At 71.0% G+C, this 13,384-nt stretch carries 14 protein-coding genes; 8 read left to right on the plus strand and 6 right to left on the minus strand.

Features of this window, described 5'->3' with window-relative positions:
• The first annotated feature begins 19 nt into the window (after window positions 1-19).
• The 3 genes from rimI to ACZ4Z3_RS08670 are packed head-to-tail and all read left to right on the plus strand — an operon-like array spanning window position 20 to window position 1,852.
• Window positions 20-499: a ribosomal protein S18-alanine N-acetyltransferase gene (rimI, locus tag ACZ4Z3_RS08660; protein WP_468500812.1), complete on the plus strand. Its 480-nt coding sequence runs from the start codon at window positions 20-22 to the stop codon at window positions 497-499.
• On the plus strand, window positions 492-1,589 hold the full coding sequence (tsaD, locus tag ACZ4Z3_RS08665) for a tRNA (adenosine(37)-N6)-threonylcarbamoyltransferase complex transferase subunit TsaD (protein WP_468500306.1): 1,098 nt from the start codon (window positions 492-494) through the stop codon (window positions 1,587-1,589). The genes rimI and tsaD overlap by 8 nt, the downstream gene beginning before the upstream one ends.
• Window positions 1,586-1,852, plus strand: coding sequence for a hypothetical protein (locus ACZ4Z3_RS08670; RefSeq protein WP_468500307.1), 267 nt, complete (start codon window positions 1,586-1,588; stop codon window positions 1,850-1,852). The genes tsaD and ACZ4Z3_RS08670 overlap by 4 nt, the downstream gene beginning before the upstream one ends.
• A gap of 47 nt (window positions 1,853-1,899) precedes the next feature.
• Here the strand turns inward: ACZ4Z3_RS08670 and ACZ4Z3_RS08675 are convergent, their stop codons facing one another.
• Complete coding sequence (locus ACZ4Z3_RS08675; RefSeq protein WP_468500813.1) at window positions 1,900-2,736, minus strand: alpha/beta hydrolase; 837 nt, start codon at window positions 2,734-2,736, stop codon at window positions 1,900-1,902.
• A 266-nt stretch (window positions 2,737-3,002) separates the two neighbouring features.
• Between ACZ4Z3_RS08675 and ACZ4Z3_RS08680 the strand changes: the two genes are divergently transcribed.
• Entirely contained in the window at window positions 3,003-3,272 is a 270-nt protein-coding gene (locus ACZ4Z3_RS08680) for a hypothetical protein (protein ID WP_468500308.1), read from the plus strand.
• Between the two features lie 10 nt (window positions 3,273-3,282).
• Here ACZ4Z3_RS08680 and ACZ4Z3_RS08685 read toward each other — a convergent pair whose 3' ends face one another.
• Window positions 3,283-3,537 (minus strand): hypothetical protein, encoded by a 255-nt coding sequence (locus tag ACZ4Z3_RS08685; RefSeq protein ID WP_468500849.1) that lies wholly within the window; start codon window positions 3,535-3,537, stop codon window positions 3,283-3,285.
• Here ACZ4Z3_RS08685 and ACZ4Z3_RS08690 point away from each other — a divergent pair.
• Window positions 3,486-3,746 carry a DUF397 domain-containing protein gene (locus ACZ4Z3_RS08690; RefSeq protein WP_468500309.1) on the plus strand — a complete coding sequence of 87 codons (261 nt, stop codon included), beginning with the start codon at window positions 3,486-3,488 and terminating at the stop codon, window positions 3,744-3,746. The genes ACZ4Z3_RS08685 and ACZ4Z3_RS08690 overlap by 52 nt on opposite strands.
• Window positions 3,747-3,751: 5 nt before the next feature.
• Here the strand turns inward: ACZ4Z3_RS08690 and ACZ4Z3_RS08695 are convergent, their stop codons facing one another.
• The 4 genes from ACZ4Z3_RS08695 to ACZ4Z3_RS08710 form a co-directional block, all read right to left on the minus strand.
• Complete coding sequence (locus ACZ4Z3_RS08695; RefSeq protein ID WP_468500310.1) at window positions 3,752-6,073, minus strand: beta-xylosidase/alpha-l-arabinosidase; 2,322 nt, start codon at window positions 6,071-6,073, stop codon at window positions 3,752-3,754.
• A gap of 97 nt (window positions 6,074-6,170) precedes the next feature.
• A complete protein-coding gene (locus tag ACZ4Z3_RS08700) occupies window positions 6,171-7,076 on the minus strand; it encodes a carbohydrate ABC transporter permease (RefSeq protein WP_468500311.1) in 906 nt (301 codons plus the stop codon).
• A gap of 4 nt (window positions 7,077-7,080) precedes the next feature.
• Entirely contained in the window at window positions 7,081-7,983 is a 903-nt protein-coding gene (locus ACZ4Z3_RS08705; RefSeq protein ID WP_468500312.1) for a carbohydrate ABC transporter permease, read from the minus strand.
• Window positions 7,980-9,314: an ABC transporter substrate-binding protein gene (locus ACZ4Z3_RS08710; RefSeq protein WP_468500313.1), complete on the minus strand. Its 1,335-nt coding sequence runs from the start codon at window positions 9,312-9,314 to the stop codon at window positions 7,980-7,982. The genes ACZ4Z3_RS08705 and ACZ4Z3_RS08710 overlap by 4 nt, the downstream gene beginning before the upstream one ends.
• Before the next feature lie 198 nt (window positions 9,315-9,512).
• Here ACZ4Z3_RS08710 and ACZ4Z3_RS08715 point away from each other — a divergent pair, with 198 nt between their 5' ends.
• The 3 genes from ACZ4Z3_RS08715 (at window position 9,513) to ACZ4Z3_RS08725 (ending at window position 13,281) form a co-directional block, all read left to right on the plus strand.
• The gene (locus ACZ4Z3_RS08715; RefSeq protein ID WP_359696033.1) at window positions 9,513-10,574 is read left to right on the plus strand and encodes a LacI family DNA-binding transcriptional regulator; all 1,062 of its coding nucleotides are present in this window, start codon (window positions 9,513-9,515) and stop codon (window positions 10,572-10,574) included.
• A 159-nt stretch (window positions 10,575-10,733) separates the two neighbouring features.
• Window positions 10,734-12,113 carry a glycoside hydrolase family 10 protein gene (locus tag ACZ4Z3_RS08720; RefSeq protein WP_468500314.1) on the plus strand — a complete coding sequence of 460 codons (1,380 nt, stop codon included), beginning with the start codon at window positions 10,734-10,736 and terminating at the stop codon, window positions 12,111-12,113.
• Between the two features lie 115 nt (window positions 12,114-12,228).
• Complete coding sequence (locus ACZ4Z3_RS08725) at window positions 12,229-13,281, plus strand: LCP family protein (protein ID WP_468500315.1); 1,053 nt, start codon at window positions 12,229-12,231, stop codon at window positions 13,279-13,281.
• Window positions 13,282-13,384: the final 103 nt, after the last annotated feature.

Consider the following 13,384-nt stretch of genomic DNA (forward strand, 5'->3'; position numbering starts at 1 on the left):
GACCGCGGTGCTGCGCGAGATGCGCTGGTGGGACATCGAGCCCGTCCTGGAGCTGGAGAAGGACCTCTTCCCCGAGGACGCCTGGTCCCGCGGCATGTTCTGGTCGGACCTGGCCCACGCGCGCGGGCCCGAGGCGACCCGGCGGTACTTCGTGGCCGAGTCCCCCGAGGACGGCCGGATCGTCGGGTACGGGGGCCTCGCGGCCGCCGGTGACGTCGCCGACGTCCAGACCATCGCCGTCGCCCGCGACCACTGGGGCACCGGCCTCGGCGCGCTGCTCCTGACCGAGCTGCTGCGGGCCGCGACCGCCTTCGAGTGCGCCCAGGTCATGCTCGAATGCCGGGTCGACAACGTCCGCGCCCAGAAGCTGTACGAGCGCTTCGGCTTCGAGGCGATCGGCTTCCGCCGCGGCTACTACCAGCCGGGGAACGTCGACGCCCTCGTCATGCGCCTCAACGACCCCTCCACATCCGTACAAGGAACCGAGATCAATGGCTGACGAACCCCTGGTCCTGGGGATCGAGACCTCCTGCGACGAGACCGGCGTGGGCATCGTCCGCGGCCACACCCTCCTCGCGGACGCGATCGCGTCCAGTGTCGACGAGCACGCCCGCTTCGGCGGCGTGGTGCCCGAGGTGGCCTCCCGCGCCCACCTGGAGGCGATGGTCCCGACCATCGACCGCGCGCTGAAGGAGGCGGGCGTCAGCGCCCGGGACCTCGACGGCATCGCCGTCACCGCCGGTCCCGGACTCGCGGGCGCGCTGCTCGTCGGCGTCTCGGCGGCGAAGGCGTACGCGTACGCGCTCGGCAAGCCGCTCTACGGCGTCAACCACCTGGCGTCCCACATCTGTGTGGACCAGCTGGAGCACGGGGCGCTGCCCGAGCCGACGATGGCGCTGCTCGTCAGCGGCGGCCACTCGTCGCTGCTGCTGTCCACGGACATCACGGCGGACGTACGGCCGATGGGCTCGACCATCGACGACGCGGCCGGCGAGGCCTTCGACAAGATCGCCCGCGTGCTGAACCTCGGGTTCCCCGGCGGCCCGGTCATCGACCGCTACGCCAAGGAGGGCGACCCGGACGCGATCGCCTTCCCGCGCGGGCTCACCGGCCCCCGCGACCCCATCTACGACTTCTCCTTCTCCGGCCTGAAGACCGCCGTGGCCCGCTGGATCGAGGCCAAGCGGGCGGCCGGCGAGGACGTCCCGGTGCGGGACGTGGCGGCCTCCTTCCAGGAGGCGGTGGTGGACGTCCTCACCCGCAAGGCCGTACGGGCCTGCAAGGACGAGGGCGTCGATCATCTGATGATCGGCGGTGGCGTCGCCGCCAACTCCCGGCTGCGGGCACTCGCCCAGGAGCGCTGCGAGGCGGCCGGTATCCGGCTGCGGGTGCCGCGCCCCAAGCTGTGCACGGACAACGGCGCGATGGTGGCCGCGCTGGGCGCGGAGATGGTCGCGCGGAACCGCGCCGCCTCCGACTGGGACCTGTCCGCCGACTCCTCCCTCCCCGTCACCGACCCGCACGTGCCGGGCGCCTCGCACACGCACGACCACGTCCACGAGGTCAGCAAGGAGAACCTGTACTCGTGACCGTCGCCCTGATGTGGGAGGCCCGCGCGGTCCCCGGCCGGGGCGAGGACCTGCTCGCCTGGGCCCGGGACCAGCGGCTCCCGGTACGGCCGCTGCGGCGCGAGACGTTCCGGGCGCCGCAGGACCGGGTGCTCGTCATCACCTGGTGGGACGCCGAGTTCGACGCCGAGCTGCCGGAACTGCCGGAGCCCGACGCCGAGTTGGTCGGCCGGGCGGTGCACCGCTGGCGGTTCGAGTCACTGGGCGCGTCACCGGGCGAGTGACTGGCCTGTTGTTGACGCGGCTCGGTCCGGCGGCTTGATCAGCCGTGTCAGGCGCTGAGTGCCGTGCGCAGGGTGGTGGCCATCAGGTCGATGGCCTCCTTCCCGGCCTCCACCGGGCCGGTGTGCGTGAAGTAGTGGTCGACGCCCTCGAAGCAACGGTGGGTGACCGGAACGCCCGCCGCTTCCAGGGCCTTGGCGTAGGCGTCGCCCTCGTCGCGCAGGCGGTCGTACTCCGCGGTGATGACCAGCGCGGGCGGCAGTCCGGCCAGGTCGTCGGCCAGGCCGGGCGACACCAGCGGATGCGACAGGTCGGCGGGGTCCGGGACGTAGGCGGCGGTGAAGATCCGCAGGAGCTGCGGGGCGAGCAGCGGCTTGGCGATGGGTGACTGCTTGGTGGCCGGGTCGACGAGCTGGTCGAGCGGCGCCGAGTCGATGATCTGCAGGCGGGGCGTGAAGGTGCCGCGGTCCCGGGCCGTGCGGCAGACCGCGGCGGTCAGGTTGGCCCCGGCGCTGTGTCCGCCCACGGCGAGCCGCGAGCCGTCCCAGTTGTGGGCGGAGCCGTTCTCGGCCACCCAGGCGGTGACGTCATACGCCTGGACGACGGGTGCGGGGTACGGCTGTTGCGGGGCCACGCCGTAGTCCACGTTGATCACCACGCAGCCGGCCGTGGCGGCTATGTAGCGGCACAGGTGGTCGTCCTGCTCCGGGCGGGCGACCACGAAACCGCCGCCGTGGAAGTTCACGTACACCGGGGCGGGGTCGGGGGTCGTGGCGGGCGGACGGTAGACGGTGCAGGTCACCGTCCCGGCACCGGTCTCCACCTGGAGGGTTTCCGTGTGCTTCGGGATGTCGGCGAAGCGCAGGTCCTCGTGCACGCGGCTCATGATCCGGCCGAAGAACAACTGGACGCCTCTGGCCTGTATCTGCGACTTGAGTGGCACGGCGAGTCCCCATCACTGCAAAGTTAAACCATCAGGAAACCTGATGATGGAGGCTCGTCGGGTGCGCACGCAAGAGGGGAACGCGAGCCGATTGCCGCGACCCGCGCGCCACAGGCAACCTTCCTCGCGGTGCGGCGTCCTTCCCAGTGGCACGCCCAGGAGATCCCCCCGGGCGTGCGGCCACCTCGATCGTCAAGGACGGTGCCGTGATGTTGGATCCCTCCCGCTGCCTGGACGTCCCGAAAGGCTTCGACGACTCGGAGGAGGACAGCCAGGTACACCCGATCGCCAGGAAGTTCTTCGTCGGGACGAGCGCCGCGCAGGTCTTCTCCCGGGCACAGACCTGGGTCGGTGAGCACGACGTCCGCGTCCTGGACGTCTCGTGGGACCACCTCCTCGGCGAGGACGAGCCGCTGTGCCTGAGCGTGTACTTCGTGTTCGAGCTGCCCGACCAGGACGAGGACGAGGACGAGGACTGAGAGGCCGGTGTCACGAGGCCCGGGCGGCGCGGGCCTCGCCGACGCGGTCCAGGGCGAGGAAGGCGACCGGGAGGCAGAGCAGCGGGACGCACAGGACCAGCAGAAACGTGTGCGTCGGCCGGTCGGTGAAGAGGAGCCAGCCGTCGAGGACGAACATCGCGACCGCGACCACCACGACGACGACGGCCGACCGCCGCCACGCCGTGCGCCGCCGTGCCCCGCGCTCGATCCGCTCCTCCACGTCGGGCCGCGTCTCCGGCGACACGAGCCCGAGCCGTACGGCGGTGGCGGAGAGGTCGGCGACCTCGGCGATCGGACAGCGGCCCCCAGGGCGACGACTGCGTCGAAGTCGCCGCCGCCACCCCCGTCACCATCCACGTCCGTGACTCCAAGGACACCACCCGTACCCCCCTCGGCCTCCACCCCTCCGCCTGGGCCGCCTTCGTTCCGTTCGCGGCGGCCCAGGCGGACTGAGCGCGTCAGTGGGCCTCCCGGACCTCCGTCTCGCAGTGCAGGCGGCGGTCCGGGCCCACCTCGCGTACGGGGCCCGTCAGCGCGACGCGCACCCCGTGGCGGACGTCGGTGCTGGACGCGGCCACACGGAGTTCCAGCTCGCCCGGTTCCACCACGCGGCGTCCCGTGCGGTCGGCGAAGCACGACACGTCGGCGTGGAAGCGGAACCGCACCCGACGGGCCTCGCCGGGGGCCAACTCGACGCGCTGGTAGGCGATCAGGCGGATGTCGGGGCGGGTCACCGTGGCCACGGGGTCGTGGAGGTAGAGCTGCACGACCTCCGCGCCCGCGCGGTCCCCGGTGTTGCGGACGGTCACCGCGATGTCGTGCTCGCCGTCCGTGCCGATCTCCGGGACCCCGCCGCCGTCACCCCCGCCCTCGAAGTCGGTCCACTCGAACGTCGTGTACGACAGGCCGTGCCCGAACGGGTACAGCGGGGTCGGGTCGATGTTGCTCGCGCCGCCGAACAGGCCCATAGGCGGCTGGAGGTACGTCCACGGCTGGCCGCCGGGGCGGTTCGGGACGCTGACCGGGAGGCGGCCGGAGGGGGAGATGCGGCCCGACAGCACTCCCGCCACCGACGGGCCGCCCTCCTCCCCGGGGAAGAACGCCTGGACGGAGGCCGCGAGCCCGCCGTGCCAGCGGCCCAGCGCGTAGGGCCGGCCGGTGAGGAGGACCAGTACGACCGGTGTGCCCGTGGCGACCAGCGCGTCCAGCAGTTTCGCCTGGACGCCGGGCAGCCGGAGGTCCTCCGCGTCGCAGCCCTCACCGGAGGTGCCCCGGCCGAACAGTCCCGCGCGGTCGCCGAGGACCGCCACGCAGATGTCGGCCTCGGACGCGCGGGCGACCGCCTCGGTGAACCCTTCCGTGTCGTCGCCGTCGACCGCGCTGCCGGCGGCGTACGTGATCTTCGCGTCGGGGAGTTCCGTGCGCAGGGACTCCAGGACGGTCGGGATCTCGATGCCGAGGGCGGTGCCGGGGTGGGCGGGCAGGACATGGGAGGGGAACGAGTAGCAGCCCAGCATGGCCAGGGGGTCGTCGGCGCGGGGGCCGACGACGGCGATCCTGAGGTCCGGGGCGAGCGGCAGGACGGCGTCGGGGTTGTCCAGCAGCACCACCGACTCCTCGGCCAGGCGGCGGGCCAGGTCGCGGTTGCGGGGCGGGTCCAGGTCGACCGACGCGGTGGCGGGCTCGGGGCTCCAGTCCTCGTCCAGGAGGCCCAGTTCGCACTTCTGGAGCAGGACCCGGCGGGCGGCCACGTCCACCAGGGACTCGGGGATCTCGCCCGCCTTCACGGCTTCGATCAGGGGCTCGCCGTAGCAGCGCAGGCTCGGCAGCTCCACGTCGATCCCGGCGGCCAGCGCGGCGTGCGCGGCCTCCGCGCGGCTGTTCGCCACCCGGTGGTTGGTCTCCAGGAAGCCGATGCCGAAGTAGTCGGAGACGACCGTGCCGGTGAAGCCCCAGTCGCCGCGGAGGAGTTCCGTGAGCAGGGCCCGGTCGGCCGACACGGGGATGCCGTCGGTCTCCGTGTAGGCCGCCATCACCGAGCGGGCGCCGCCCTCCCGCAGCGCCATCTCGAACGGCGGCAGGACCACGTCCGCGAACTCGCGCACGCCCGCGCGTACGGGTGCGTGGTTGCGGGCGCCCACGGACGCGGCGTACCCGGCGAAGTGCTTCAGGGTGGCCACGATCCCGGCGGACTCCAGGCCCCGGACGTACGCCGAGCCGATCGTGCCGACCAGGTACGGGTCCTCGCCCACGGTCTCCTCGACCCGCCCCCAGCGCGGGTCGCGGACGACGTCGAGAACGGGGGACAGGCCCTGGTGGACGCCGACCGACGCCATGTCCCGGCCGATGCTCCGGGCCATCTCCTCGACCAGGGACGGGTCGAAGGTCGCGCCCCAGGCGAGGGGCACCGGGTACGCCGTCGCCCGCCAGCTCGTGAAGCCGGCCAGGCACTCCTCGTGGGCGACCGCCGGAATGCCGAAGCGGCTCGCGGCCATGATGCGGCGCTGGAAACGGGCCAGGACCCGCGCGCCCTCCTCGGGGTCGAGGGGCGCCGTGCCGAAGACACGGGTGAGCTGGCCGAGACCCCGGGTGATCAGCTCGTCGAAGTCGAACGCCTCCGTCATGCCCGCCTCGTCGGGGGCGATGTCCTCGCCGTTCGAGTCGTTCTTCACCCACACGCCGTACAACTGCGCGGTCTTCTCTTCGAGGGTCATCCGGGACAGCAGGTCCTCGACCCGCTCGGCGGCGGGCAGGGCGCGGTCACGCCAAGGGGTGGTCATGAAACTCCTGTCGGTGGTGGTGAGTTTCAGGGGTGCGGAAAGGGTTCGAGCGGGGACGCTCACGGATGCGGAAGGGGCTCGGGGCCGGTGGGCGCGCTCACTTGCCGCCCACGCCCATCAGCCCGCCCACCAGGGCCCGTCGCGCCACCAGGTAGACGGCGAAGATCGGGATGCCCGAGAGGACGACCGAGGCGAGCACGGCGGGGATGTTGACGCCGAACTGGCTGACGAAGTTGAAGAGGCCGAGGGTGAGGACCCGCGGCCCGTCGGACTGGGTGAAGATCAGCGGGAACAGGAAGCCGTTCCACGCCTGGAGCGCCGAGTAGATCACCACGGTGCTGATGCCGCCCTTGGCCAGCGGGATCGTCAGCTGGAAGAGCATCCGGGAGGGTGAGGCGCCGTCCAGGGCCATCGCCTCGTACAGGTCCTCCGAGACGTCCCGCAGGCTGCCGACGAGCACCAGCACGGACACCGGCATCGCGAAGGCCGCCGTCGGCAGGATGACGGCGAGGAGGGTGTCGTACAGGTCGAGCTTCGCGATCAGCAGGTACAGCGGGACGACGACCGCCTGGGCCGGGATCGCCACGCCGAGGAGGAACAGCCGGAACGCGGCGTTCGACCAGCGGTTCCGGGTGCGGACGGCCACGTACGCGAGCGGGACGGACAGGGCGAGGACGATGCCGACGACCGCCACGGCGACGATCGCCGTGTTGGTCAGCAGATGGCCGAAGCCGCTGCTCAGGACGGTGTTGTAGTTGTCGAGCGTCGGATCCGTGGGCGGCTTGAGCGGATTGCCCGTCAGGGCCTTGTCCGCGCTCGTGAGGGAGGCCGACAGCATCGCGTAGATCGGGATCAGGACGACGACCAGCCAGACGAACGCGCCGAGGCCCGCGACGGGGTTGGCCCGCCGTGTCCAGTGGCGCCGTCGCCGGGAGGCCGTCGGCGGTTCCGCCCCGTCCGGCCGCCGGGTCTTCGCGGGGCGCGCCAACGTGTCGTGTGACATGCCGTCACATCCCTTCGCGGGTGCTGCGCATGGAGCCGAACCCGGTCAGCCGCACGAGGACCAGCGAGAGGCCCGTCGCGGCGATGACCAGGGTCGTCGCGATGGCGCTCGCGTAGCCGAAGTCGTACTGCTTGAAGCCCGCCTCGTACATCAGGTACGGCAGGATCGCGGTGTCCGTGCCCGGGCCGCCCTTGGTGAGGATCAGGACCGTCTCGAAGTACGTCAGCGAGCCGACGACGATCAGGACCGTGGACGTGGTGATCGTGTGCCGCAGCTGCGGCAGCGTGATCGAGAAGAACTGGCGGTAGCGGCCTGCGCCGTCGATCGCGGCGGCCTGGTAGAGGACCTCGGGGATCTGCCGGGCGCCGCCCTGGTAGATCAGCGTGTGGAACGGCATGAACTGCCAGCCGCCGACGAAGACGATCGCGAGGAACGCGCCGCTCTGCGAGCCCAGTGTGTCCGCCTGGATGATGCCGAAGTTCGGGTCGAGCAGTGCGTAGAACAGGATCGCGATGGCCGTGGACGACAGCAGGAACGGCACGAAGAAGATCGCGGACAGCACCGCCCGGTTGCGCTGCCGTCCCGCCGCCCACACGCCGAGCAGCAGGGCCACGACCGTCTGGAACGCCCAGCTGGCCACGGTCAGCACCACCGTCAGCGTCAGCGACTGGGTGAGGCGGGGGTCGTCGAGCAGCTTCTTCCAGTTGTCGAGGCCCACCGGCTGGGGGTCGCCGAGGCCGTCCCAGCTGGTGAAGGACAGATAGAGCGCGAGGCCCATCGGCACGACGGCGAAGAAGGTGAAGAAGAGCACGGCGGGCAGGGCCCAGACGGCGTGCGGGCGGCCCACCCGCGACGCCTTCCGGGACCCCTGCTCGACCGTGGAGGTCTTCTGGACCGTCGAGGTCACTTCAGCCCCTTGCAGGCCGTCACGAACTCGCTCGGCGACGACTTCCCCGCGAACAGCTTGCCTATCTCCGTGTGCATCTTGGTGCCGAGCGCGTCGCCGAGCGCCTGGTCCCAGGAGAGCGTGAACGCGGGCGCCTTCTCCACCAGGTCGTACTGGAACGTGGCGTACTCGGGGTTCGGCGCGGACGCCAGCAGCTTCTTCGCGTTCGAGGTGGTCGGGACGTCACCGTTGGCGACCAGGTCCTTGGCGTACGCCTCCGACGCGCACTCCTTCAGGAAGCCGACCGCCAGGTCCTTGTTCTTCGTACGGGCGTTGATCGACCAGTAGTTGGTGGGGTTGCCGACGACGTTGCGGACGTCGCCCGTGCCGCCCTCGACGGTCGGGAACGCGGCCCAGCCCAGGTTGCTCTTGGCGAAGTCCGGGAACTTGCCGAGCTGCGTGGAGTACTCCCAGGAGCCCATCAGGTGCATGGCGGCCTTGCCCTTGGCGAAGACCGCCGGGGCGCCGCCGTTGACGTACGACACCGAGGTGAACTTGGAGCCGAAGGCCCCGTCGTCCACGAGCTGCTTGACCAGTTCGGCGGCCTTGAGGACGGCCGGGTCGCCCCAGCCCTCGGAGTCGCCGTCCTGGATGCGCTTGAAGACCTCGGGGCCGCCGAGGCGGTCGACGAGGTACTCCAGCCACATCAGGTTGGGCCAGAGGTCGGAGCCGCCGAGCGCGAACGGGGTGATCTTCGCCTTCTTCAGCTTGGCGTTGATGTCGAGGAGCTGGTCCCAGGTGGTGGGCGGCTGGAGCTTGTGCTCGGCGAAGACGGACTTGTTGTAGAAGAGGATCACCGGCTGCATACCGCGCATCGGGATGCCGTAGTGGCGGCCCTTGAGGTCGCCGGCGGACAGCACGGACGGCAGGAAGCCGCTCTTGAGGACCGGGTCGTCCGCGATGATGTCGGTGAGGTCGACGAGCTTGCCGGCCTCCTCGTACGTCCTGATGGAGCCGCCGCCCCAGTTGAAGAACACGTCGGGGGCGCTCGGGGAGCCCATGGCCGTGCGGAGCTTGGGGGAGTAGTCGGAGCCGGGGACCTTCTGGAGCTTGATCGTGCCGCCGGCCTTCTTGGCGGCGGCCGACTTGTTGTAGCGGTCGACGGCGGCCTGCTGGACCTTCACCGCGTCGTCGCCGTAGACGAACGCGGTGACCGTCTTGCCGTCGCCGGCCCCGGAGCTGCCGGAGCCGCAGGCCGTGAGGCCGGCGCCGAGTCCCGCGGTGGCCAAGGAGGCGGTACCGGCGCCGAGGAACCAGCGCCTGCTGAACGTCCGCCCTCTGTTCGACTCCATTGACAGCACCTCTCACGAACGTTTCGGATGTATCGGCCGTGCGGTTGTGCGGGTGGTACGGCTGTGCGGGACGCGCGTCCACAGAACCCTGCGGCCACGCGGTGGTGCGAATGTTTCGCCTGTCTCTTCGAATGTTCCGGGAACGTATGGCCGTCGAAAGGGTTCGTCAAGAGGTCGCGCAGGGATACGATCCGGCTCATGAACTCCGCGAAGCCAGAGGAAACCCAGACAAGAGCGCGCGTGTCGCAGTCCACGCAGACCGCGACGCTCGCCGAGATCGCCCGTCAGGCCGGCGTCTCCGCTCCGACTGTTTCGAAGGTGCTCAACGGCCGTGCGGACGTCGCCCCCGCCACCCGCACCCGGGTCGAGGAGCTCCTGCGCGAGTACGGCTACCGGCGCCGGCGCGCCGAGGCGACCCGGTCCCCGCTCATCGATCTCGTCTTCCACGAACTGGAGAGCGCCTGGGCCATGGAGGTCATCCGGGGCGTCGAGAACGTCGCCCGCGAGGAGGGCCTGAGTGTCGTGCTCTCCGAGAGCGCGGGTCGGCTCACCCCCGGCCGGACCTGGGCCGACCAGGTCGCCGCCCGCCGCCCGCACGGCGTCGTCCTCGTCCTGTCCGGGCTCGACGAGTCCCAGCGCGCCCTGCTGACCAGCCGCTCCATCCCGTTCGTGGTGATGGACCCGGCGGGCGACCCCGGCGCCGACGTGCCGTCGATCGGCGCCACCAACTGGCAGGGCGGACTCGCCGCCACCCGGCACCTCGTCGAGCTGGGCCACCGCCGCATCGGCGCGATCACCGGGCCCTCCCGGATGATGTGCAGCCGGGCCCGCGTGGACGGCTACCGGGCCGCGCTGGAGACCGCCGAGCTGCCCGTCGACCCCGGGTTGATCAGGGCCGGGGACTTCCACCACGAGACGGGCTACCGGCTGGGCCTGGAGCTGCTGCGCCGCCCCGACCGGCCCACCGCCGTCTTCGCCGGGAACGACCTCCAGGCGCTCGGCCTGTACGAGGCCGCCCGTGAGCTGGGGCTGCGCATCCCGGAGGACCTGAGCGTGGTCGGCTTCGACGATCTGCCGGTGGCCCGCTGGGTGGGGCCGCCGCTGACGACCGTACGGCAGCCGCTGATGGAGATGGCGGAGGCGGCGGCCCGGCTGGTGCTGGACCTCGGCCGACAGGACGGCGCCTCGTCGGCGACCCGGGTGGAGCTGGCCACGAGCCTGGTCGTCCGCAGCAGCACGGCGCCGCCGCCGGAGGCGTAGGGCGGCGCCGAGTCGCCTCGTGGTGCCGTATGGGCCGGTGTTCCGCCCGTTCCGTGTGTTCCGTGTGTATTGACGTGGGTTCCGGGCGCCCCCACACTGCTCCGCAGTCAATCGGATGCACGGCCGAAACTTTCGGAGGCACCCGCAATGAGAACCTCCATGAGAACCTCCCCCGGAAACCGGCGCCGGTCTTTAGGGGCCCGCCTCGCCGCCCTGTTCACCGGCGTGTCCGCGGTCACCGCCCTGCTCGTCGCCGCGCCCGCCGCCCAGGCCGCCGACACCCCGCTGCGCGACCTCGCCGCCGCCAAGGGCAAGGCGATCGGCACCGCCGTGACCGGCTCCAAGCTCACCGGCACCTACGGCGACCTCGCCGGCCGGGAGTTCAACTGGCTCACCCCCGGCAACGCCATGAAGTGGGGCTCCGTCGAGCCCAGCCGCGGCACCTTCGACTGGACCGAGGCGGACCGGATCGTCGACTTCGCCGAGGCCCACGACCAGGACGTACGCGGCCACACCCTCGTCTGGCACAGCCAGAACCCCGGCTGGCTGGACAACGGCACCTGGACGCCCGCCCAGCTGCGTCAGTTGATGACCGACCACATCGCGCTCGAAGTGGGCCGCTACAAGGGCCGCCTCGCCGCCTGGGACGTGGTGAACGAGCCGTTCAACGAGGACGGCACCTTCCGCCCGACCCTCTGGTACAACGGCCTCGGCGCCGACTACATCGCCCAGGCCCTGACGGCCGCCCGCGCCGCCGACCCGGCCGCGAAGCTCTACATCAACGACTACAACGTCGAGGGCGTCAACGCGAAGTCCACGGCCCTGTACAACCTGGTCAAGGACCTCAAGGCGCGCGGCGTCCCGATCGACGGGGTCGGCCTCCAGGCCCATCTGATCCTCGGTCAGGTCCCCTCGACCTTCCAGCAGAACATCCAGCGCTTCGCCGACCTGGGCCTGGACGTCGCCATCACGGAACTCGACATCCGGATGCAGACGCCCGCCACCGACGCCAAGCTGACGCAGCAGCGCACCGAGTACGAGGCCGTGTTCAAGGCGTGCGTGGCCGTGTCCCGCTGCACCGGAGTGACCGTCTGGGGCTTCACCGACTCCGACTCCTGGATCCCGGACACCTTCCCGGGCGAGGGCGCGGCCACCCCGTACGACGCGAACTTCCAGCCGAAACCGGCGTACTACGGCATCGTGACCGCGCTCGGCGGCACGGTCACCCCGCCGCCGACACCGACCGGCTGCTCGGCCGCGTACAGCGTCCAGAGCCAGTGGAACACCGGTTTCACGGGCTATGTGACGATCCGTTGCGCCGCCGGGTCCTCGCTCTCATCCTGGCGCGCGAACTGGACGTTCGGGGCCGGCCAGCGCATCAGTCAGGCGTGGAACGCGACCTGCACCCAGACCGGGTCGACGGTCAGTTGCTCGAACGCGCAGTGGAACGGAAGTGTGCCGAGCGGCGGTTCGGTGATGTTCGGCTTCAACGCGTCCTGGAGTGGCAGCAATCCGGTTCCGACGGTGACGCTGGGCTGAGCGGTGACGCTGGGCTGAGCGGTGACGCGAGGGTCGGTTCGAAAAGTATGAGAATTTCCGAAGGAACGGCCGCAGGAGTGCGCGCTCGTAATAATTCGGACGTACGTTCTTGTGTGTGAAGGGTGAAGAAGACGAGGAGTACGAGGGCGCGGGCAGACGGCCGCGTTGGCTGAAGATCGCCGGGGGCGCGCTCGCCGGCGTCCTCGTACTCGGCGCCTGCGGGGCGGGCTGGACGTTCTGGCGGCTCAACCACAACATCAGAAGCGTCGACATCAACACCGCGCTCGGCGACGACCGCCCCCCGAAGTCCCCGCCGACCGCGACCCCTTCGGCGTCCACCGCCGCCCAACCGCTGCCCAGCGGCGCCCTGAACATCCTGGTCCTCGGCTCCGACTCCCGCAGCGGCAAGGAGAACGCCGAGCTGGGCGGGGGCGGCGAGACCTCCGGCGCCCGCTCCGACACGGCGATGGTCGTCCACATCGACGAGGGCCGCACCGCGGCGACGGTCGTCAGCATCCCCCGCGACACCCTGGTCACCCGCCCGTCCTGCCCGCGGGAGTCGGGCGGTTCGACGGCGGTCGCGTACAACGCGATGTTCAACAGCGCCTACGCGGTGGGTGGCCCCGTCTGCGCCGTGAAGACCGTCGAGTCCCTGACGAACGTCCGCATGGACCACTACATCGAGATCGACTTCGCGGGCTTCGCCGAACTGGTCGACGCGCTCGGCGGCGTCACCGTCACCACGGACGAGGACATCGACGACGAGGACAGCCACCTGAAACTGGCGGCGGGCACCCATCACCTCGACGGAGAGCAGGCACTCGCCCTCGCCCGCACCCGGCACGGCATCGGCGACGGCAGCGACCTCGGCCGCATCGGGCTCCAGCAGAAGCTCGTGAAGGCCCTGCTCGACCAGATCGCCGCCACCAGCCTCCTGACCGACCCCGCCGAGCTGTACCGGGCCGCCGACGCGGTCACCCGCAGCCTCACCACCGACACCGGCCTCGACTCCCTCAACGATCTGGTGCGACTGGGCCAGAGCCTGAAGGGACTGTCGTCCGACGCGACGAGGACGGTGATGATGCCGGTCGTCCCCGCCCCCTACGACCCCAACCGTGTCGTGGCGGACGAGCCGGAGGCGAAGGAACTGTGGAAGTCACTGAGGTGATGTCACGGAGGTGACGTGACCGACGCGGAAGACCCGTCGAAAGAATTCTTCGAAGAAGTCCGGCTCGCGTGTCGATCCGGTGTCTGCTCGTTCGACGCAAGGG

The sequence above is a fragment of the Streptomyces sp. NPDC030296 genome, from assembly GCF_055572815.1.

Excerpts from the sequence above, each read along its gene's own strand:
- rimI (WP_468500812.1), top strand. The coding sequence starts at position 20 with ATGCGCTGGTGGGACATCGAGCCCGTCCTGGAGCTGGAGAAGGACCTC.
- tsaD (WP_468500306.1), top strand. The coding sequence starts at position 492 with ATGGCTGACGAACCCCTGGTCCTGGGGATCGAGACCTCCTGCGACGAG.
- ACZ4Z3_RS08675 (WP_468500813.1), bottom strand. The coding sequence starts at position 2,736 with ATGAGCCGCGTGCACGAGGACCTGCGCTTCGCCGACATCCCGAAGCAC.
- ACZ4Z3_RS08680 (WP_468500308.1), top strand. The coding sequence starts at position 3,003 with ATGTTGGATCCCTCCCGCTGCCTGGACGTCCCGAAAGGCTTCGACGAC.
- ACZ4Z3_RS08695 (WP_468500310.1), bottom strand. The coding sequence starts at position 6,073 with ATGACCACCCCTTGGCGTGACCGCGCCCTGCCCGCCGCCGAGCGGGTC.
- ACZ4Z3_RS08700 (WP_468500311.1), bottom strand. The coding sequence starts at position 7,076 with ATGTCACACGACACGTTGGCGCGCCCCGCGAAGACCCGGCGGCCGGAC.
- ACZ4Z3_RS08710 (WP_468500313.1), bottom strand. The coding sequence starts at position 9,314 with ATGGAGTCGAACAGAGGGCGGACGTTCAGCAGGCGCTGGTTCCTCGGC.
- ACZ4Z3_RS08715 (WP_359696033.1), top strand. The coding sequence starts at position 9,513 with ATGAACTCCGCGAAGCCAGAGGAAACCCAGACAAGAGCGCGCGTGTCG.
- ACZ4Z3_RS08720 (WP_468500314.1), top strand. The coding sequence starts at position 10,734 with ATGAGAACCTCCCCCGGAAACCGGCGCCGGTCTTTAGGGGCCCGCCTC.